Below are 17,246 nucleotides of genomic sequence, written 5' to 3'. Positions count from 1 at the left end.
GTGGATGTTTCTCTGGCTGCTACGATGCGGGTTTCCTCTCATCCATGGAGCCGATGTTGACAGACAACGATATTCAATACACATACAGACCATTGACGGCCAGGGACATCGGGTCTTTCTACGACGTCAGGTTTTCCGTGCGGGAGAACCGGATCCATCCACATCAGGTCAACCTGCTCGACCGTGACCTGCTGATCGAAAAGATCGGGCAGGGCGGTGGGTGGCTTTGTGAACACGAGGGCGAGGTTGTCGGCTTCTGCCTGCCTGTGTTGACCGAGAAACCCTTCATCACCGGACTGTTCATTCGCCCGGCACACCACAAACATGGCATCGGTCGCGAGCTACTGGAACGATCAGTTCGTTGGCTGCGCGACCAGGGAGCTAAATCAGTCGAACTCGTCACCGACCCGGGTTCGCGCGCCGACGGTTTCTACCAGCATCTCGGCTGGAAGCGACACGGACTCGACGAGTTTGGGTGCCAGGTCGTATTCACACTCGACCTCGCTTAGTCCGGGATTACCTGGAGAATTCAGAGATGTCACGCGACAACGGCGAACGACGGACAGCCGCTCAACGGCCAGCGACACTTCACACGGTCATCTGTGCTGAAAAGGTCCTTAGCCAGCTCGGCGTGTCTGTCGACGCTTTGTTGCGCGGCACCGGGATCCTGCCTGAGCAACTGGATCAACCCGACACGATGATCACTCACGCACAGGAGATCATTGTTTTTGCCAATGCGCTTTTGCTGTCGGGTGATTCCGGAATAGGACTTGCGATCGGCAATGCGATTCCGGTTACCGCTTACGGTTGCCGGGGCACGGCGATGCTCACCAGTCCGACGCTGGAGGTTTCGCTTCGTACTGCCTACGCGTATCCGCTTCTTGGCATCTGCTATTTCCGTATTTCCCTGGAGGTTTCCGGTGACGACGCACGAGCAGTTCTTCGGAACTACACCTATCGACCCGACCTTCTGGTCCTGAACACCGACGTTTGTCTCGCTGCAATCCGGCGCGAGATCATCGGGATTCTTGGTCGCGAGCTGACGTTTTCGCGAATCACGTTGGGCTTCTCCGCACCGCCTCACGCTGACCGCTACGCCGAGTTTTTCGAATGTCCCGTGGAGTTCGATGCGGCCGACACCGCGGTGCATTTTCCCGCCGCTGAGCTAGCCAGTCCGCTACCTGTCTCGCATCCTCATGCATTCGAGATTGCCCGCCGGCAGTGCGAAAAAAAGGAGGCAGAACTTGCCCGATGGGTTCCCGGTGACCTGGTGGGTCGTCTGCTCGCATTGCTGTTTGAGAATCCAGGGCGGAAGGATTTCGACCAGCTCGGACTGTCACTGAGCACCCTGCAGAGAAGACTTCGAGAAGTCGGTACTTCAATCGGAGAACTTCGCGCAGGAGTACGACGGGACCTCGCCACCCGCTACCGGAACGACGCGCAATATAGCCCCAAGAAAGTTGCCTCGAAACTCGGGTTCAAACAACCGGAATCGCTCAACCGTCTGTTGTCGGACAAGTCCTGAGATGATCGATGGGTTCTCCTTCGCGGGGCGCTAAAGCGTGCGCGGGCTTCAATAATTGCTCGAAGCGATTCAACGTGCATACATGAATGAAAAACAGTGAAAATTGACCTGCTGCGACCAAGAGTCGACCTTGCTTCGGGGGAAGCCACGTCATTAAACTCGGCTATCCCAAGGTGAGCGCAATGCGATTACAGGTACCGATGAAGTTGCACAGAAGTCTCTGGCCTGCAGCCGTCATTCTGGCTGCGGGCGTTGTTGCGCCTCTCGGCATACTCGCCGTTGTTTCGTGGTCTTTACCGCTCGATTTTGGAGGCGTCGCCTGGGGTAAATTTTCGTCAGACGCGTATATCGGGCTTCTGTTTGAACGCGATTTTGACGGTGTGCTCGTCTTTCAGTCTGATTTCGTCCAGATTTTCGTGCGCTCAGTCGCGCTGGCGGGAATGGCCACAATTGTCTGCCTGCTGTTCGCACTTCCGGTCGCACTCCATATCGCGGGTTGTCCTCCACGACGTAAGGCCCTGTACCTGCTCCTGATCACGGTTCCTTTCTGGACATGCGTTGTTGTGCAGATGTACGGCTGGATAACCCTGCTCGCAGACAATGGTCTTCTGAACCACGTGTTGAACCGGATTCGCGTCGTGGACGTTCCGCTCGGCGTGCTTTACACGTACGGCGCTACGCTGCTTGGCCTCGTCTACACATTTCTTCCGTTCATGGTGCTTCCGATATATGCCGCGCTCGACGATATGGACTGGCGCGTTGTCGAAGCCGCGCTCGATCTCGGGGCGACTGGTCCAGTCGCATTGCGCGACGTGGTCATCCCGGGATGTCGCGGCGGAATAGCGGCAGGTGTGGGTCTCGTGTTCGTGCCGGCCCTCGGAACATATGTTGTGTCTGACCTGCTAGGTGGGAATCGCTCGATGATGCTCGGCAACCTCGTCGCCTTTCAGTTTTCCTCAGGACACAACTGGCCGCTCGGGGCAGCGATGGCATTCGCGCTTCTCGGACTTGTGCTCGTGGCGCTCGTCGTCTCGCGGGTACGGCTGGCTGTGAGCGACAGGGGCGGCGTAAGACATGAATTCGCCTGAGCTTAGGCGCCTGATGCCTACAGCACCGTTCGCGTGGAGTGCGATGGTGTTTCTGTACCTGCCCGTCGTTGCCCTGATCTGGATGAGTTTTAACAGGGGGCCATCCGCGCTCGTCTGGCAGGGCTGGGGCATTCACGGCTATGTCGATGCGGTCCAGGACCAGACGCTCATGCGTGCTGCTACGACCTCGATTGTGCTCGCGGTGGTGTCGATGATCGCATCAACCGTGATCGCGCTCGCCGCGGCCGTCACAGGCTGGAGTTTCGCCGCGCGAGATCGCAACGCGCTCGTGGCCTGGATCTCGTTGCCGCTGGTCATTCCGGAAATCATTCTCGCGATCGGCACGCTGCTCCTGTTTTCCATGCTGTCAATCGAACCGGGGTTCACGACAGTGCTCTTTGCACACATCGTATTCTGTCTGCCGTTCGCCTATCTGCCGATCGGCGCGCGACTCGAAAAGATTGACCGAAACCTGCTCGACGCGGCAGCAGACCTCTCGGCCACGCCGTGGACCACCTTCTGTCAGATAACGCTGCCTCTTGCGACCCCAGGAATTGTCGCGGGTGCGTTGCTCGCCTTTGTCGTGTCGATGAACGACTACGTGACGAGTTACTTTCTCGCCGGAGCGGGGCTGACGACGTTGCCGATGTACATCTTCAGCGCACTCAAGCTTGGCATCACGCCGAAAATCAACGCGATATCAACCGTCGTGGTCGGTGTGTCCGCATTGCAGCTGGTCGGCGTATGGCTGGCGAGGCTAGACAAAGATCTGAAAACAACCTGAGATTTACTCAATGAAACGAAAGTATCTGTACGGAATAGTGTGTCTTGCGTTCAGCACTGGTGCATACGCAGGTGGGGAAGTGCACATCGGAAACTGGCCGGATTACATGCCGTCGTCCCTGCTTACGCAATTCGAGAAGGAAACGGGGGTCAAGACTACCCTTGATGTCTACGAGAGCGACGCAGCACTGACCGAGAAACTGCAGGCAGGCGCCGGCGGATATGACGTTGCCATCACCGGCGACTATTACGTGCCCATCCTGGCTCACGCGGGGCTGCTGACCAAACTCGACAAGTCGAAGCTTTCCAACGCCGCGAACATTAAGCCGGAGTTTGCGCACCCTTCGTTCGACCCCGAGCGGAACTATGCGATGCCCTACATGGTTGTCATTACGGGCTTCAGCTACGACGGCGCGAGGGTGACGGGCGGACGGCTCGACGACAGCTGGAAACCGTTCTTTGATCCGGAGCCTGCAGTGCGTGGGCAGATTGCGGACCTCGATGCTGTGGAGGAACTTTATATGGCCGCCAGCTGGTATCTCGGCCAGGACGAATGCAGCGAGAAACCGGATGATGCGAAACGTGTGCTGGCCATTCTTGAAAAGCAGAAGCCGTTCGTCAAGATCTATAGCAATGACGGTCCCATCGATCGGATCGTTTCGAAACAGGTGATCGTCCAGCACAACTGGAATGGCTCCAGCGAGCGAGCGAGCCAGCAACTGTCGAGCGTGAAGTTCGTGGTCCCGAGAGAAGGAGCGCGCATGCTTCTGGACAACCTTGTGATCCCTGCGAAGGCAAAGAACCTTTCAGCTGCTTACCAGTTCGTGAACTGGATGATGAAGCCAGAGATCATCGCCGAGGTGTCCAATGCGCTGCGCTATAACAACGCGATCAGGGGTTCGGAGAAATACATGGACCAGGCTCTCCTGCGTGATCCGGCGATCAACGTCCCTGAGGACCAGAAGGCCCGGCTACGACCGTACAAGGCGTGCTCACCAGCGGCACTGTCGTTGCGGAGCAAGGTGTGGACGAAGCTGAAGGGATAGCAGCCGCAAACACACTGCGCGTTATCTGTACCGGGCGGGAGACTTTGATGCGAATTGCATTTGAACGCGTGGTACACCCAGGAGAAACATCAAGCTGAAGTGACGTAGAGCGGCCGGTACGGGTGTTGGCGCACCCGTACCGGCCTGACCAGGGTAATGAACCCCCTTCAACGGTTCAAGACGAAACAGTCGTGATGAGGAATATCCATGGCTACCCGTATTCTACGGCACGCCGAATGCTGCATGGCGCCTCCGTTCGCTGCAGCTGGTGCCGCGCATCCGTCCTCGTTTGCCGGTCGGACCCGGCGTAACGACCTGGTACGTACGCATGTCTTTGCGTTCCGTCGGGAGGACCGTCCGTGAACAGCTACCTCTCGGGCCAGCGGCGCTTTTGCGCGACTGTCTTCTATTCCATAACAATCCTGATGAGCTGCATCTCGGCGGCATGCATCACCGCATGCGCGCTGGACCTGTTGCCTGACGCTCTCGGGGGCGATGCCCTGGCTGTTGCCGTCCTCGCTATTTTGACCGCGGTCATCTTTTGCCCACTTCACCTTCTCCCTGCCAGCGAAGTTGAGTGGCATTCCCCCGAAACTTTCGTCCGCAAAGGCCGGTTGAGATGCGAGCAGTTCGCGCTTCAGGGGGCAGGCGATCTACACGGAAAACCGATGTTGCATCAGCCGATCATCACGCGGGCGAACTGGGGTAGTCGCCTTCTTTCGCGTCCGTTGCCGCTCATGGTGGGCTCGGAGTTGTCTCAGTATCTGTCGCTCGGGTATCAACCAAGTGGAGCACGTAGTGGGAGAATCAATTGAGATGAACAGGAACGCTAGGGGACTACAAGATCGGCGCGCGCCGCGAGACACGGATTGGACATCCGAACGTGCCACGATTGATCTAGCTCCTCGATGGAGAACGCTTGTTCCGATCCTGCTCTCCGCCATTGAGCACGGGACGGAACGCGGGAGGAGCAATGCGCGACGGAGTCTTCGTAATCTCGCTCGTGAAGCTGACTCGGCGCGACAGCTTCAGTTGCGTACACGAGAGGTCCTCGCCCGCCTCGTCGCTACATGGCCCGACAGACCAGGGGTGTTGACTGCCGAAGAGAAAGATGCGCTTGCAGAGGCCTCGGCGGTCCTTGCGCTGACCGCGGAGAACCTGATGACTGTTCGACATGACCAGGCCGACGGACAATTGGCGACCTAGTCCTGCTGTGTCAATGAAATACGATGCTTGGTAGTATGAAGTAACGGAAACTGTGGGCTATCGCGATGACAGAAGATGTCAACGATTTCGAAACATATCTGAGCCACTGACACGCAGATCGCCATGCCGGCCTTGGAGGCTACTGTTCGGGGCTGGTGTTACCACTGTCGAGAAAGAGCGTCGAACCGATGGCCGCGCGTACTGCTCCGTTTCACGCCAGTGCGAAGCATCAGTCGCTCCACCATTTCGTTGCCAAGGCTGAGTGGTCTGACAAGGCAATCATGCAGCGGGTGTGCGAGTGGGGGATGCCCGCGCTAGGCGCGCGCGCTGCCTGTCCTTCCCGCGGATTACGTGCACGCGGCAGTCCAGCGCCCACAACGTCACGCTCCTGATTCCATCACTACACTGCGTATTTTGCTCGGCCTAAGACTCACGCACGCTTGTACCATTCGTTAACGCAGTAATTCGCAAAAATATGCGACACAGTGAGACTAGTCATCCAGCCGAACCGGCTCCGCCGTCAGGCTATAGCGCGTAAACGTTCGGTTCAGTGCCGGCAGCGGCGCCACATCCATCTCGCCAAGCGCCGGCTCCATGACGACCATCGCCACCGTTGCAGTCGTCGAATGGCGGGTTCCAGCTCGTGGCGGGCGGCACACCGCAAACGGCGTACCAAATGAATCGAACAGCGCCTGCTTGAGGTCCTGCCGGCCGATCAACTCCGACTGATTCAACAGCTTGCGCACGCGCCAGTCGCGATAGTGGCTATCCGGCGAATTCTCGCAGCCCGTATCGACGAGCTTCGATCGGGCGACCGGACTAACCCAATGGTTCGCGTGCACGATCAGTTGATCGTCGCCGGGATAGAGCGGGAAATGTTCATCGGGCGCACATTCGAGATCGATGCCAAATCCCTCTGCCATGCCGAGCATCACGTTGTTCGAACAGGACTTCGGAGTTGTTGCGACGATCTTCAACGCATTCGCAAAGACGGATTGCTCGAGCGCGCTACGACGCAGCAGCGACAGCGGAACCCCAAGATTTTCGAAGTCGCGTGACGACTCCAGATAATTGGCGGTGATCGATACCCCGGCGCTGTTGAGCCCGCTTCGTGCCAGACCGCCCGCTTCGACAAACGTGAGGAAGTCGGGACCGTCGTCGTTGCGCACGCGCAGGACAACGCCGGTTTCGACACAGTCAGCTCGCCAGTCCCAGTTCTGGCCGTGAATCAGGCGCCCTGTCGCCGATCGCTCGGGAAGAATCAACGCGCCGGTACATCCGTCGCCACCCTCTTCGTTCACCGCGGACACCTTCTCCGCGCGCGCTTTGGCGAGCACTTCGGTACGCGCATTGATCATCACGATGTCGGCGAACGGCACGCCGGAGCCTTCGGCGATACCGTGCATTTCGTCGAGGTAGTGCGCGCCGAATTCGCCGATGCTGTTCGCGAACGACAGGATCAATGCATCTCGAGACGCCGCGCTATAGCCGAGGTTTTCAAGCGTGCGCCCATACATGTCGGCACTTTTGCGAATGCGCCCGGCAGCCTGTTTGCCATACTGTCGGCCTCGTTCAAAGGCGCCGCCCGTGACAGACACAAAGGGAAACGGAGTGATGGTTTGCATGGCGGTTCGTTCCGGCGAGGCACGGTAGGTGAGCGCCAATTCTGAGCTTTCGCAAACAAAAATAAAAATGCATTTTTGTTTCTGTTTGATAAACCGAAACTTTAGAATTGGCGGCACAACACGCTACCTGCGAGACGAAGATGAGTGAAATCCGTACGCTGCGAACCTTTCTTGCGGTCGAGAAATACGGCTCGCTGGCCGCTGCGGCCGATCGCATGGCATTAACGCAGGCCGCCGTTGGCCAGCAGATGAGAACGCTCGAAGAGGAATGTCGCCGCCCGCTTTTCGACCGGTCGCGCCGGATGATCCGGCTGAACGAAGCCGGTCGTGCGCTGGTGGTTCACGCAAGTCGTGTCGTCGCCGCTTACGACTCGCTGATACTCGGCACCGATACCACCGATAACCTCGCGGGTTCGATCACGGTCGGCGCAACGGTGTCGGCGATGGGATTTCTGTCGAGCAATGTGATCATGCTAAAGGCGCGGTATCCCGAGTTGAATGTGCGCCTTGTTTTCGGAGATTCCGCCGATCTGTTGCGCCGCGTACGTAGCGGCGAGATCGATGGCGCACTGGCCGTCGAGATGGTGCGTGCCGACACCACGTCGGAGCGCTGGACACCACTCTATGATGAACCGCTGGTGCTGCTGGCAAGCGCAATGATCCGCTCCGCAGGCGAAGATTCGCTAGCGCTTCTGCAAGCGCAACCATTCATTCGATTCGAGCGTCGTTCGCTGACGGGCGCGAATGTGGAACGCGTACTCCGACGCATGCACGTGAAAACCAACGACGTGCTCGAAGTGAATTCCATCGCGGCGATCATCGAACTGGTTCGACAGAATGTGGGCGTGTCGATCGTGCCGCAGCTCAGGCATGTTCAGTGGTCGAAGGACACATTGCTCGATGTGTTGCCGCTGCCGGTTCCCGGATGGCGACGCGTCATCGGAATGCTGGAGGGGCATCGTCAGCCGCATATCACGTCGGTTTTGCGGGCCCAGCTTGTGCAGGCGCTGATTCAGGCTTGAGATGCTTGAGGTTCAAGCCACACTGTCTTCGACTGCCCTGTCGCGCTGCCCGCGCGCATCCGCACGAAAGCGCCCTGGGCTGAGTCCTGTAGAACGTTTGAACGCGATACTGAACGCCGTATCGGACAGGTAACCGATGCGCTCCGCAATTTCCGTCAGCGATTCTTCCGAGTGCTTCAACGCGGAGCGCGCGATGGTCATGCGCCATTGCGCGAGATATTCGACAGGCGCGCTGCCCACCTGACGTCTGAAGCGCTGGGCAAACGCGGTGCGCGACATGCCGACCGCCGATGCGAGGCTATCGACGGTCCAGCGTTCACCAGGCTTTGCATGGATCATCGATAACGCGCCACCAATCTTCGGATCAGCCAGTGCACCCAACCAGCCTTCAGGTTGACGGGTCGAGGCCAGGTACACGCGCAGCACATGCACCAGTACCAAAGCCGCAAGGCTGCTGCGCGCGACATCGGCGCCCGCGTGCAGGTCGCTGGTTTCCCACTTCAGCAGATCGAGCACGCTCGATAACGCGTGCGTCCCGAGATCGGTTGCGCGTAGATGGATCAACGGGGGCAAGTGTCTGAGCAACAGGTCGGTGACGTCGTTTTCGAAGGTGAAGCGGCCGCTCGCAAGACTGACGCTCGCCTCGCCTTCATCCTCGCTGTCGCCCTGGTAGCGAACCACGCCGTCACTGCCGCGAATCGATCGGTAGGTGGCCGGTCCGTCGATCGGTGGCCGGCCCAGGACACTCGCGGAACAGAATGGCTGGCCGTCCGTGAGCATGTAGAAATCGCCCTTCTGCAACGCAAGCGGCTCTTTCGAACCCTCGATCCACAGAAAGAAGCGGCCTTCAAGCACGCCGCCGAATTTGACGTGCCGGTACGCCGGAAAGCGGAAAGCCCATGCGCCCCGGCCTTCGAACCGCGACGACAGCGCGCTGCTGACCCGCAGCATCGAGAGTACGTCTGACAAAGCGTCCATTGTGTACGATCGAATAAGAATTAGGCTGTTTTGATTATAGTCACGATCGATTCTCCGCGCGATCATTGTCGTCAGTCAAACGGCGATACAGGACCCTCCCGGGGTTTTGGGTCGCTTCAATGCGGTCAAGGACGCTCAATGAAAGCATGGCAACTCGAACGCCTGGGCGGCTCGCTCAGCCTCGTCGATCTCCCCACTCCCGAGCCGCGTACGGGCGGCGTGGTCGTGCGCATCGATGCATCGTCGCTGATGTCGTACATGAAGGACTACGTGAACGGCAAGCTACCGATCTATCACGTGCCGCCACGCCCCTTCATTCCCGGTGGCAACGGTGTCGGTTACGTGCACGCGGTCGGGCCCGGTGTGTGGCATCTGAAGCCGGGACAGCGTGTTGTTCTGTCGTCGCATTTCGTCGCTCAGGAAAACGTTCAGGATCCCGCGGAAATACTGATCGGCGTGACGGCCAACGGACCGGATGCACATCGTATGCAGGCGGACTGGCCGGACGGAACGCTCGCTGAATATGCGTCGTTTCCGGCAAGCGCAGTAACCCCCGTCGACGATCTTCCTCAATGGAATGCCGTCCAGCTCGCCATGACGATGCGTTGCATCGTGCCCTTCGGCGGATTATTGCGAGGGCGGCTGATGGCAGGCGAGACGCTCGTGATCTCCGGTGCGACTGGCGCATACGGCACCGCTGCCGTCATGGTCGCGCTGGCAATGGGCGCGGCGCGGGTCGTTGCGGTCGGGCGCAATACGGCCGCGCTGCAAACCCTCGCAGAACTGGCTCCAGGCCGGGTTAAAACGGTTGCCGCGACCGGCGACAGCGCCACCGATACCGACGCCATACGCGCCGCATGCGGCGGCCGTGCACATCTCGCCTTCGATATGGTCGGCAACGCGGGCGACCCCACCCTGACGCTCTGCGCGCTACGCAGCCTCATGAAAGGCGGCCGCCTCGTCTTGATGGGCAGCATGACAGTGCCGTTGCCCGTGCCCTACACAGAGCTGATGCTCAACGGCTGGGAGATTCTCGGTCAGTTCATGTACCCGCGCGACGCGTATCGGCGGCTGCTCGATCTGCTTCGTAGCGGCCTGCTCGATATGAACCTGCTGCGTTCACGCGTTTATCCGCTCAGCGCATTGCCGGAGGCGATGGAGGCGGCAGCTCATGCGAGCAACGTTGAATGCATTGTCATCGATCATCACGAGGAATAAGCCCATGCGGATTCTGCACCAGGCATTGCGTCTTTACGTAAAGCCGGAAGAACTCGAACGCACCGTCGCGTTCTACGAAGCGATTCAGGCACAACCGTGCGAGCGGCGCATCCGGCTCGACTCGATCGGTATCGAGGTCGCGGTGGTGGGTGGCGTCATTGTGCTCGCTGGTAGTGCGGAAGCACTGGCAGCGGTACGTGAGCCGCAGGCCGCGTTTATCGTCGATTCGCTCGACGAGTTCGTGTCGCAGTTGCGTGCCCTTGGTGCGGCGATCCTGCATGAGCCGCGCGCTGCACCTGGTGGCCGGAATGTTACTGCGCGACATCCGGACGGGCTCGTTGTTGAGTATTACCAGGCGGACCCGACGGCCTAACTGCGAGTCGCGACTCGCACTTCAATTTCAGGAGCACCAGATGACCGCCAGACAAACGCCCCTTCACTCCGGGTTTGATTCAACCAGCACCGCTGCACAGGTGATCGACGGTATCGATTTGCACGGCAAGACCGCTATCGTCACCGGCGGTTATTCGGGCATCGGACTCGAGACGACACGCGTACTCGCCCAGGCCGGCGCGACGGTGATCGTTCCCGCGCGGGCACTGGACAAAGCACATGCTGCGCTAAAAGACATCGCACGTACCGAGGTCGCGCAGATCGATTTACTCGATCCGGCTTCGATCGACGTGTTTGCAGAAAAGTTTGTTGCAAGCGGACGTCCGCTCGATCTGCTCATCAATAACGCCGGCATCATGGCCGTACCGCTAGTACGCGATGCACGAGGCTACGAGTCCCAGTTCGCTGCGAATCATCTGGGGCATTTTCAGCTTACGGGGAGACTCTGGCCCGCCCTGATCCGCTCGGGCCATGCGCGCGTCGTGACGTTGTCGTCCGGTGCACACCGGCGTGCCGCGTTCGATTTCGACGATCCGAATTTCGAACGCCGCGACTACGACAAGTGGACCGCGTATGCGCAGTCCAAAACCGCTGGTGTGCTGTTCACGGTGGCACTCGATCGACGCGGAGAGCCGTATGGCGTCCGGGCGTTTGCGGTACACCCAGGCCGGATCGAAACCGATCTGCAGCGGTTCATCACGATGCAGGAACTTCAGGCGCTCGGGTATCGCAACAAGGACGGCGAAATACCCGAAGAACAGCGCCGGTTGTACAAAACGGTGCCGCAGGGCGCGGCGACGACGGTGTGGTGTGCGACGAGTCGTGCGCTCGATGGAATCGGTGGTGTCTATTGCGAAAACGCAGATATTGCGGCTGCTGTGCCTGCGGATCACGCAGCGATGGACGGTGTGCTGCCGTGGGCTATCGATCGGGTCATGGCCGGGCAGTTGTGGGCACTCAGTGAAACGATGACGGGTGTCGAGTGGTGATGTGAAAACTCAAGTGCTTTCATTCCGACACGGTGATCGTAGGAACGGATCGACCGTCCCGATCTGTGCCCGCATAGGCACTACGATCCGCCAGATATCGCGCCGGTGGTTTGCCAACCGTCTTGCGGAACATGGTGACGAATCCGCTGGCATTTTCGTACCCAAGCTCAAGCGCGACCGACTGCACACTTTCACCGCGCGCGAGGTGCTGTAGCGCCAGAATGACGTGCAGTTGCCGGCGCCAACGGCCAAAGCTCATCCCGAGTTCCTGGAATAGCAAGCGACTCATGCTGCGTTCGCTCATGTCGATCCGGCTGGCCCACTCGCGCATCGACATCTTGTCGGTCGGATTGGCCAGCAACATCTCAGCGAGCCTGCGCAAGCGCGGATGATTCGGGATCGGCAAATGCAGGTCTTCTACCGGTGCCACCGCCAGTTCATCGAGCAGCGTAGCAATCAGGCGCGCTTCGGGGCCGTATAAAGGATACAGCGGCGCAAATCCGGCCACCCTCAGCAGCAGTTCACGCAAGAGTGTCGACACCGCAATCGTGCAGCACGATTGCGGTAGACCTGACGCGGCATCGGGCTCAACGAACAGGCAACAGCACTCTGTTTCACCCGAGCCCCGAACAGAGTGCGGCAAGTTGCCGGGTATCCAGACAGCGCACTCTGGCGGCACGATCCAGACCCCCTCTTCGATCTCGCACTTGAGGAGTCCGCGCACCGAATACAGCAACTGCCCCTGACGATGCTGATGCCTCGCCTTTTCCCAGTCTCTCGACACGCTCGTTGAGATTGTCACTGTGACTGGGCGGGGAACGCTGTCGACCTCCGTCTCATGAACGAAATCGTTGACCTGGAAGGTGGACATGGCGCGTTTTCCTTTCGAAAGACCAACTGTACCTGGCCGTATTGCGAAATATTCTGACCGGATTATGCAATGACGTCCAGATGGTGGCTGGGTACAGTTCAGTCATCCAACCGGGGCGCCCTGTCTGGCGTTGCGCTCTCGACCATCCATTGTTTGTGGAGGCAGTGCCATGGCTGAAGCCGAAGTTGAAGTGCGTGCAAGAGCGGATGCGCGACTCACGCATCAAGTCGTCGTCGACGCCGTTGAACGGCTCACACCGAATATGCGTCGCATCGCCTTCGAAGGAGAAGCGCTCGCTACGTTGAGTGTGCCCTTGCCCGCGCAATGGCTGAAAGTGGTCTTGCCGGCGTCACACGACGGGACGCTGGCTAATCGTGCCTATACGATTCGCCACTTCCATCCGGATCGTCGCCGGATGGAAATCGATTTCGTTTTGCATGGAGACGCCGGGCCCGCATCGGCCTGGGCTGGGAGTGCAAAGGTGGGAGATGTCGTGCATCTGAGCAGCCCACGAGGGGGATACCGCGTTGACCCAGACGCTCACTGGAGATTGCTCGCTGGCGATGAAACAGCACTCCCGGCAATTGCGAGCATTCTCGATGCACTTCCCGTGGACGGCATACCGACCTACGTGGTGGTCGAGGTGCCGTCCCTCGATGACGTTCAGCCATTGTGCGATTCAGGAACGACCGTATTCCAGTGGGTAGCCAGAGAGGACAGTGGCCGTGTCCCAGGACATCTGTTGCAGGAGATGATCGCCATGCTGCGTCTGTCGGACGCGCGCGCTGAGGTATTCCTCGCCGGTGAAGCGACTGCCGTTAAGGCAATCAAACGGGATCTTGTTCAGCGGGCTCCATTGGCACGCATCGATGCAAAGGGATATTGGCTTCTTGGGCACGCGGACCACAAAGACAAGACTTGATCTGCTGCATTCCTGACCGCCCGCACAAACCGATACATACCCTTACCAGGAAATTTGACGATGGATACACGAACAGAAGACCGACTGCAGATTGGCGACCTCATTACAGGCTGGATCCACCGGGACCTGGGCGAGTGGGAATTGCTGCGTACGCTCTTTCATCCAGATGGCGAAATCGCCGTAACGTGGTTTGAAGGGAAATTCTCCGAATTCGTCGATCGCTCGATGAGCATGACGTCATCGAGCCTCAGGTCGAAACACGTGATGGGTACACCGATCCTTACGTTCAGTGGCGACAAGGCAATTGCGGAGAGCAACGCGGCACTCCTCGGAGAGAACACGAAACTCGATCTCGGCTTTGAGGCGCATAACCGGTTCGTCGACACAGTAGAAAAACGAAGTGGCGTCTGGAAACTGGTTAAGCGGCAGAGCGTGTACGACATGGCGCATTTCACGTTCCCTGCCGGCACGGTGGAGATCGACCGTGACGTGGTCGCGAAGTATCCACGAGAATATGCACCACTCGCGTATCTGCTGGAAAAGAGCGGTTTTCCTGTCGGGCGTATTTTTGCGACTCGCGGTAGTGAACTTGAGCGCGCAATGAAAGCCGACGCGCAGAGATGGCTCACTGCTGGACGGTAAGGGATCCAGAACCGGCGGCTAGTGTTGAAAACCGTTAGCCGTGCTTCGTGCGAGCTTTGCCAGGAATTCCTACGCCTCGCGAGAGCCACTGACCTTGCGAGACTGATAGTCCCTCGCAAGCAGCCCATACAGCGCGCTGTCCGATACTTCTCCGCCCACTAACCAGCGCTCGCGCAGCAGCCCTTCGCGGAGAAACCCAAGTCGTTCGAGTAGCCCTGCCGAAGCGGTATTGCGGGGATCGATATCCGCTTCGATCCTGCGCAAACCTGGTTTGCCGAACGCGTGCCCGATCACCGCGGACACTGCCTCGGTCATATAGCCGTTACCCCAATGCTTGCGCTGCAGGCTAAAACCTATCTCTGCTCGCAGGCATTGCTCGTCCAAACGAAAGAGATCGCAAGTGCCGATCGCTTCACCGGTTGTTTGCAACGTGACTACACAACAGAGATCCGTGCCCTCAGTTGAAGTTTTCAATTTGCGTTCGATACGATCCGCTGCCTGATCCAGATGCGTCATCGCCGGAAAAGCGAAGTAGCGCATCGCTTCCACATCCGACCAGATGGCGAACAGTGCCTGCACGTCGTCATGACGAAGCGGCCGCAGAACAAGGCGCGAGGTAGTCAGTGTGACGGGCGCGAAGAATGGCATGAACGAGATCGGGAACCGGAAGTAGAGCGGGCCATTTAAACACGCGAACCATCAACCTACAACGGCGCACGTGATCGTAAGCAGCAGCGAGGTCCAGACCGATCGGTTAATCGCGCCGCCCACACCGAAGATTCGCCGGAATAGCGACATCCATCATCTTCGGATCCGCGAGATTCAGCCCGTTCATGATCTCGACGTACTCGGCCCTCGATTTCCCCGCTATACGTGGATTCGCTACCTTCTCCTCGCCGATACTCGTCGAGGTTCGCCCCCGATAGTCGTGAGCGGGATAGACGACCGTGATGTCCGGCAGTGTGAAGAGCTTGTTGACGATCGAGTCCCACGACTGCTCGGCGTCGCCGCCCTGAAAATCCGTTCGCCCCGTGCCGCCGACAAGAAGCACATCGCCTGTGAACACCGCCGCCGGCGCGTCGGGGTTCAACACGAAGCTGAACGACTCGTCGGTGTGACCAGGCGTGTAGACGGCACGCAATTGAATCCCGTCCGCACGCAAAATCTCGCCTTCTCTGACACGTCGCGACACGCACTCTGCTTTCGATCGTTCACCCATGATCGTGCAGCAACGCGTCGCATCGCGAAGATCGCCGAGCGCGGTGATGTGATCGGCATGCGTATGCGTATCGATTGCATGAACGAGGCGCAGGTCCAGTCGCTCGATGATGCCCAGATACGCGTGCAGATGCTCCTTGACTGGATCGATGATGAGCGCCTCGCCACCTGCGCGGGAAGCGAGCACATAGGTGTAGGTGCTTGACGCGGAATCGAAGAATTGATGAAACAGCATGTGCGACGCGGTACTCAAGCCGCTGGAAAAGCAGACACGCCGGTAACTTCCGGCATGCATTGTTCGACGACCTGCCGGATGCTGGCGATGGCCCAGTCGACGTCTTCCTCTGTGCTAAAGCGCCCCAGGCTGAAGCGAATCGTCCTGGACGATGCCTGCTCGCTCAGTCCGATTGCGCTCAAAACATGCGATGGCGTTCCGGCTGCGGAGTTGCAGGCGGAAGTCGACGAAACAGCAAGATCGCTAGCGAGCATAAATGGGAAGAAGCCAGAATGGTCGATGGTCAGGCTTAGCGTATGCGGAATGCGAAGCGCATTCCGCGCATTGTGTCGAACGCCGCCGAGAGACAATACACCAGCAAGCAAACGTTCGCTGAGCCTCGTGATTCGCTGCGTGTCCGCGTCCATCTCTGCTTTAGCGATTGCACACGCTGTTCCCATTGCGACAATCTGATGCGTCGCCAGCGTGCCTGAACGCAAACCGCGCTCATGTCCGCCGCCGTGCATCTGTGGCGTGATCCGTTGCGCCGCCGCCGAGCTCACGTACAACGCGCCAATCCCCTTGGGTCCGTACACCTTGTGTGCGGAGATCGACATCAGATCGATGCCGAGCGCTTTGACATCAATGGGCGTTTTGCCCAACGCCTGAGCGGCGTCGACGTGCAGTAACGCGCCGGCCGCATGCACGATCGGGGCAATGGCAGCGATGTCCGTCAACGTGCCTATTTCGTTGTTGACCAGCATCAGCGAGACGATGCCTGTGTCCGGCCGCATCGCGCTGGCTACCGCCTCGGTGGTAATCGCGCCGTCCCGGTCTGGATCGACGTAACTCACCGCCCATCCCCGGCTCTCGAGGCTGGCTACGGTATCGAGAATGGCTTTGTGTTCCAGACGGCTGGTGACGATATGTCCCGGGCGCGCCGCCGAATCGGCGAAGCCTTTCAGCGCGAGGTTATTCGATTCCGTTGCACCCGAGGTCCAGACGATCTCATCGGGTCGCGCGCCGATCGCGCCAGCGACTTCGGCTCGCGCGGTCTCGACGAGGTTTCGCGCCCGCATGCCTGCCTGGTGGGAGGTTGACGCCGGATTGGCAAACGCGCCGTCAATGCCGAGGCACTCGACCATCGATGCGATCACTCGCGGGTCGGCAGGTGTGGTGGCGGCGTAATCGAAGTAATGCAGATGGGTGCTCATCGTCGGCTTGTAGAGGTCGTCGGAGCGTTAAATTGTACGGAAGCACCCGCAGAAAAACGTCCCAAAGAAACTCACGAATTCGACGATTTGTAGAACGTGGCCAATATAAAACGGCACTTCAGTAGATTTATTTTCCCTCGCACAGGTTATCGCTGGAATCGAGCACCTCAGGGCAGAGGCGCAAGGCAGTAGCGCGCCAACTGGCGCCACCACCTCACACCCCACCGCCCGCCATCAAAGCGCCTTCTGAACCGTACGAGCCGAGTTCGAAATATCCTGACCCGCACCGGCC

The 17,246-nt window shown here is 59.1% G+C and carries 17 protein-coding genes and 2 pseudogenes; 13 read left to right on the top strand and 6 right to left on the bottom strand.

The features are described 5' to 3' along the window. Window positions 1–53 precede the first annotated feature (53 nt). The 7 genes and pseudogenes from BWP39_RS30475 to BWP39_RS30440 form a co-directional block, all read left to right on the top strand. Window positions 54–509, top strand: a complete 456-nt coding sequence (locus tag BWP39_RS30475) for a GNAT family N-acetyltransferase (RefSeq protein ID WP_096726271.1) — start codon at window positions 54–56, stop codon at window positions 507–509. A 26-nt stretch (window positions 510–535) separates the two neighbouring features. Beyond that, window positions 536–1,525, top strand: coding sequence for an AraC family transcriptional regulator (locus BWP39_RS30470; RefSeq protein ID WP_096725887.1), 990 nt, complete (start codon window positions 536–538; stop codon window positions 1,523–1,525). A 182-nt stretch (window positions 1,526–1,707) separates the two neighbouring features. Next, a complete protein-coding gene (locus BWP39_RS30465) occupies window positions 1,708–2,613 on the top strand; it encodes an ABC transporter permease (RefSeq protein ID WP_096725886.1) in 906 nt (301 codons plus the stop codon). After that, window positions 2,600–3,397 (top strand): ABC transporter permease, encoded by a 798-nt coding sequence (locus BWP39_RS30460; protein WP_096725885.1) that lies wholly within the window; start codon window positions 2,600–2,602, stop codon window positions 3,395–3,397. Before BWP39_RS30465 ends, BWP39_RS30460 begins: the two co-directional genes overlap by 14 nt. A 106-nt stretch (window positions 3,398–3,503) precedes the next feature. Next, window positions 3,504–4,442 (top strand): extracellular solute-binding protein, encoded by a 939-nt coding sequence (locus tag BWP39_RS30455; protein WP_096726270.1) that lies wholly within the window; start codon window positions 3,504–3,506, stop codon window positions 4,440–4,442. A 359-nt stretch (window positions 4,443–4,801) separates the two neighbouring features. Next, window positions 4,802–5,257: a hypothetical protein gene (locus BWP39_RS30450; RefSeq protein ID WP_096725884.1), complete on the top strand. Its 456-nt coding sequence runs from the start codon at window positions 4,802–4,804 to the stop codon at window positions 5,255–5,257. Window positions 5,258–5,713: 456 nt separating this feature from the next. Continuing rightward, a pseudogene (locus BWP39_RS30440) lies at window positions 5,714–5,971 on the top strand (transposase); the annotation flags it as partial. 168 nt (window positions 5,972–6,139) lie between these two features. Here BWP39_RS30440 and BWP39_RS30435 read toward each other — a convergent pair. Further along, window positions 6,140–7,273 (bottom strand): C45 family autoproteolytic acyltransferase/hydolase, encoded by a 1,134-nt coding sequence (locus BWP39_RS30435; protein ID WP_096726269.1) that lies wholly within the window; start codon window positions 7,271–7,273, stop codon window positions 6,140–6,142. Window positions 7,274–7,413: 140 nt separating this feature from the next. Here BWP39_RS30435 and BWP39_RS30430 point away from each other — a divergent pair, with 140 nt between their 5' ends. Beyond that, complete coding sequence (locus BWP39_RS30430; RefSeq protein WP_096725882.1) at window positions 7,414–8,295, top strand: LysR family transcriptional regulator; 882 nt, start codon at window positions 7,414–7,416, stop codon at window positions 8,293–8,295. 12 nt (window positions 8,296–8,307) lie between these two features. Here BWP39_RS30430 and BWP39_RS30425 read toward each other — a convergent pair whose 3' ends face one another. Continuing rightward, window positions 8,308–9,273 (bottom strand): AraC family transcriptional regulator, encoded by a 966-nt coding sequence (locus BWP39_RS30425; protein WP_096725881.1) that lies wholly within the window; start codon window positions 9,271–9,273, stop codon window positions 8,308–8,310. A gap of 138 nt (window positions 9,274–9,411) precedes the next feature. On the opposite strand from BWP39_RS30425, the gene BWP39_RS30420 reads away from it, so the two are divergent. Genes BWP39_RS30420 through BWP39_RS30410 form a run of 3 tightly spaced genes read left to right on the top strand, consistent with a single transcriptional unit; the run spans window position 9,412 to window position 11,873 of the window. Further along, window positions 9,412–10,491, top strand: a complete 1,080-nt coding sequence (locus BWP39_RS30420; protein WP_096725880.1) for a quinone oxidoreductase family protein — start codon at window positions 9,412–9,414, stop codon at window positions 10,489–10,491. Between the two features lie 4 nt (window positions 10,492–10,495). Beyond that, window positions 10,496–10,864: a VOC family protein gene (locus BWP39_RS30415; RefSeq protein ID WP_096725879.1), complete on the top strand. Its 369-nt coding sequence runs from the start codon at window positions 10,496–10,498 to the stop codon at window positions 10,862–10,864. Between the two features lie 40 nt (window positions 10,865–10,904). Then, the gene (locus BWP39_RS30410; RefSeq protein WP_096725878.1) at window positions 10,905–11,873 is read left to right on the top strand and encodes an oxidoreductase; all 969 of its coding nucleotides are present in this window, start codon (window positions 10,905–10,907) and stop codon (window positions 11,871–11,873) included. Between the two features lie 19 nt (window positions 11,874–11,892). Here BWP39_RS30410 and BWP39_RS30405 read toward each other — a convergent pair whose 3' ends face one another. Then, complete coding sequence (locus BWP39_RS30405) at window positions 11,893–12,744, bottom strand: AraC family transcriptional regulator (RefSeq protein WP_096725877.1); 852 nt, start codon at window positions 12,742–12,744, stop codon at window positions 11,893–11,895. A 169-nt stretch (window positions 12,745–12,913) separates the two neighbouring features. Here BWP39_RS30405 and BWP39_RS30400 point away from each other — a divergent pair, with 169 nt between their 5' ends. Both BWP39_RS30400 and BWP39_RS30395 read left to right on the top strand, forming a co-directional pair. Continuing rightward, window positions 12,914–13,666, top strand: coding sequence for a siderophore-interacting protein (locus tag BWP39_RS30400; protein ID WP_096725876.1), 753 nt, complete (start codon window positions 12,914–12,916; stop codon window positions 13,664–13,666). A 60-nt stretch (window positions 13,667–13,726) separates the two neighbouring features. Continuing rightward, the gene (locus tag BWP39_RS30395; RefSeq protein WP_096725875.1) at window positions 13,727–14,308 is read left to right on the top strand and encodes a nuclear transport factor 2 family protein; all 582 of its coding nucleotides are present in this window, start codon (window positions 13,727–13,729) and stop codon (window positions 14,306–14,308) included. Between the two features lie 69 nt (window positions 14,309–14,377). On the opposite strand, the gene BWP39_RS30390 is transcribed toward BWP39_RS30395, so the two are convergent. The 3 genes and pseudogenes from BWP39_RS30390 to BWP39_RS30380 form a co-directional block, all read right to left on the bottom strand. After that, entirely contained in the window at window positions 14,378–14,956 is a 579-nt protein-coding gene (locus BWP39_RS30390; protein ID WP_096725874.1) for a GNAT family N-acetyltransferase, read from the bottom strand. Between the two features lie 106 nt (window positions 14,957–15,062). After that, complete coding sequence (locus tag BWP39_RS30385; RefSeq protein WP_096725873.1) at window positions 15,063–15,761, bottom strand: MBL fold metallo-hydrolase; 699 nt, start codon at window positions 15,759–15,761, stop codon at window positions 15,063–15,065. 56 nt (window positions 15,762–15,817) lie between these two features. Beyond that, window positions 15,818–16,954: pseudogene (locus tag BWP39_RS30380) on the bottom strand (cysteine desulfurase family protein); the annotation flags it as partial. Window positions 16,955–17,246 lie beyond the last annotated feature (292 nt).

This window comes from Paraburkholderia acidicola (assembly GCF_002362315.1).
Taxonomy (GTDB): Bacteria; Pseudomonadota; Gammaproteobacteria; order Burkholderiales; family Burkholderiaceae; genus Paraburkholderia; species Paraburkholderia acidicola.
This window is presented reverse-complemented; position numbering and strand designations above follow the sequence as displayed.

What these genes read in the sequence shown, in the direction of transcription:
- BWP39_RS30435 (WP_096726269.1), bottom strand. Translation starts at nt 7,273, where the DNA reads ATGCAAACCATCACTCCGTTTCCCTTTGTGTCTGTCACGGGCGGCGCC.
- BWP39_RS30455 (WP_096726270.1), top strand. Translation starts at nt 3,504, where the DNA reads ATGCCGTCGTCCCTGCTTACGCAATTCGAGAAGGAAACGGGGGTCAAG.
- BWP39_RS30390 (WP_096725874.1), bottom strand. Translation starts at nt 14,956, where the DNA reads ATGCCATTCTTCGCGCCCGTCACACTGACTACCTCGCGCCTTGTTCTG.
- BWP39_RS30475 (WP_096726271.1), top strand. Translation starts at nt 54, where the DNA reads ATGTTGACAGACAACGATATTCAATACACATACAGACCATTGACGGCC.
- BWP39_RS30395 (WP_096725875.1), top strand. Translation starts at nt 13,727, where the DNA reads ATGGATACACGAACAGAAGACCGACTGCAGATTGGCGACCTCATTACA.
- BWP39_RS30415 (WP_096725879.1), top strand. Translation starts at nt 10,496, where the DNA reads ATGCGGATTCTGCACCAGGCATTGCGTCTTTACGTAAAGCCGGAAGAA.
- BWP39_RS30425 (WP_096725881.1), bottom strand. Translation starts at nt 9,273, where the DNA reads ATGGACGCTTTGTCAGACGTACTCTCGATGCTGCGGGTCAGCAGCGCG.
- BWP39_RS30385 (WP_096725873.1), bottom strand. Translation starts at nt 15,761, where the DNA reads ATGCTGTTTCATCAATTCTTCGATTCCGCGTCAAGCACCTACACCTAT.
- BWP39_RS30410 (WP_096725878.1), top strand. Translation starts at nt 10,905, where the DNA reads ATGACCGCCAGACAAACGCCCCTTCACTCCGGGTTTGATTCAACCAGC.
- BWP39_RS30420 (WP_096725880.1), top strand. Translation starts at nt 9,412, where the DNA reads ATGAAAGCATGGCAACTCGAACGCCTGGGCGGCTCGCTCAGCCTCGTC.
- BWP39_RS30405 (WP_096725877.1), bottom strand. Translation starts at nt 12,744, where the DNA reads ATGTCCACCTTCCAGGTCAACGATTTCGTTCATGAGACGGAGGTCGAC.
- BWP39_RS30400 (WP_096725876.1), top strand. Translation starts at nt 12,914, where the DNA reads ATGGCTGAAGCCGAAGTTGAAGTGCGTGCAAGAGCGGATGCGCGACTC.
- BWP39_RS30460 (WP_096725885.1), top strand. Translation starts at nt 2,600, where the DNA reads ATGAATTCGCCTGAGCTTAGGCGCCTGATGCCTACAGCACCGTTCGCG.
- BWP39_RS30430 (WP_096725882.1), top strand. Translation starts at nt 7,414, where the DNA reads ATGAGTGAAATCCGTACGCTGCGAACCTTTCTTGCGGTCGAGAAATAC.
- BWP39_RS30470 (WP_096725887.1), top strand. Translation starts at nt 536, where the DNA reads ATGTCACGCGACAACGGCGAACGACGGACAGCCGCTCAACGGCCAGCG.
- BWP39_RS30465 (WP_096725886.1), top strand. Translation starts at nt 1,708, where the DNA reads ATGCGATTACAGGTACCGATGAAGTTGCACAGAAGTCTCTGGCCTGCA.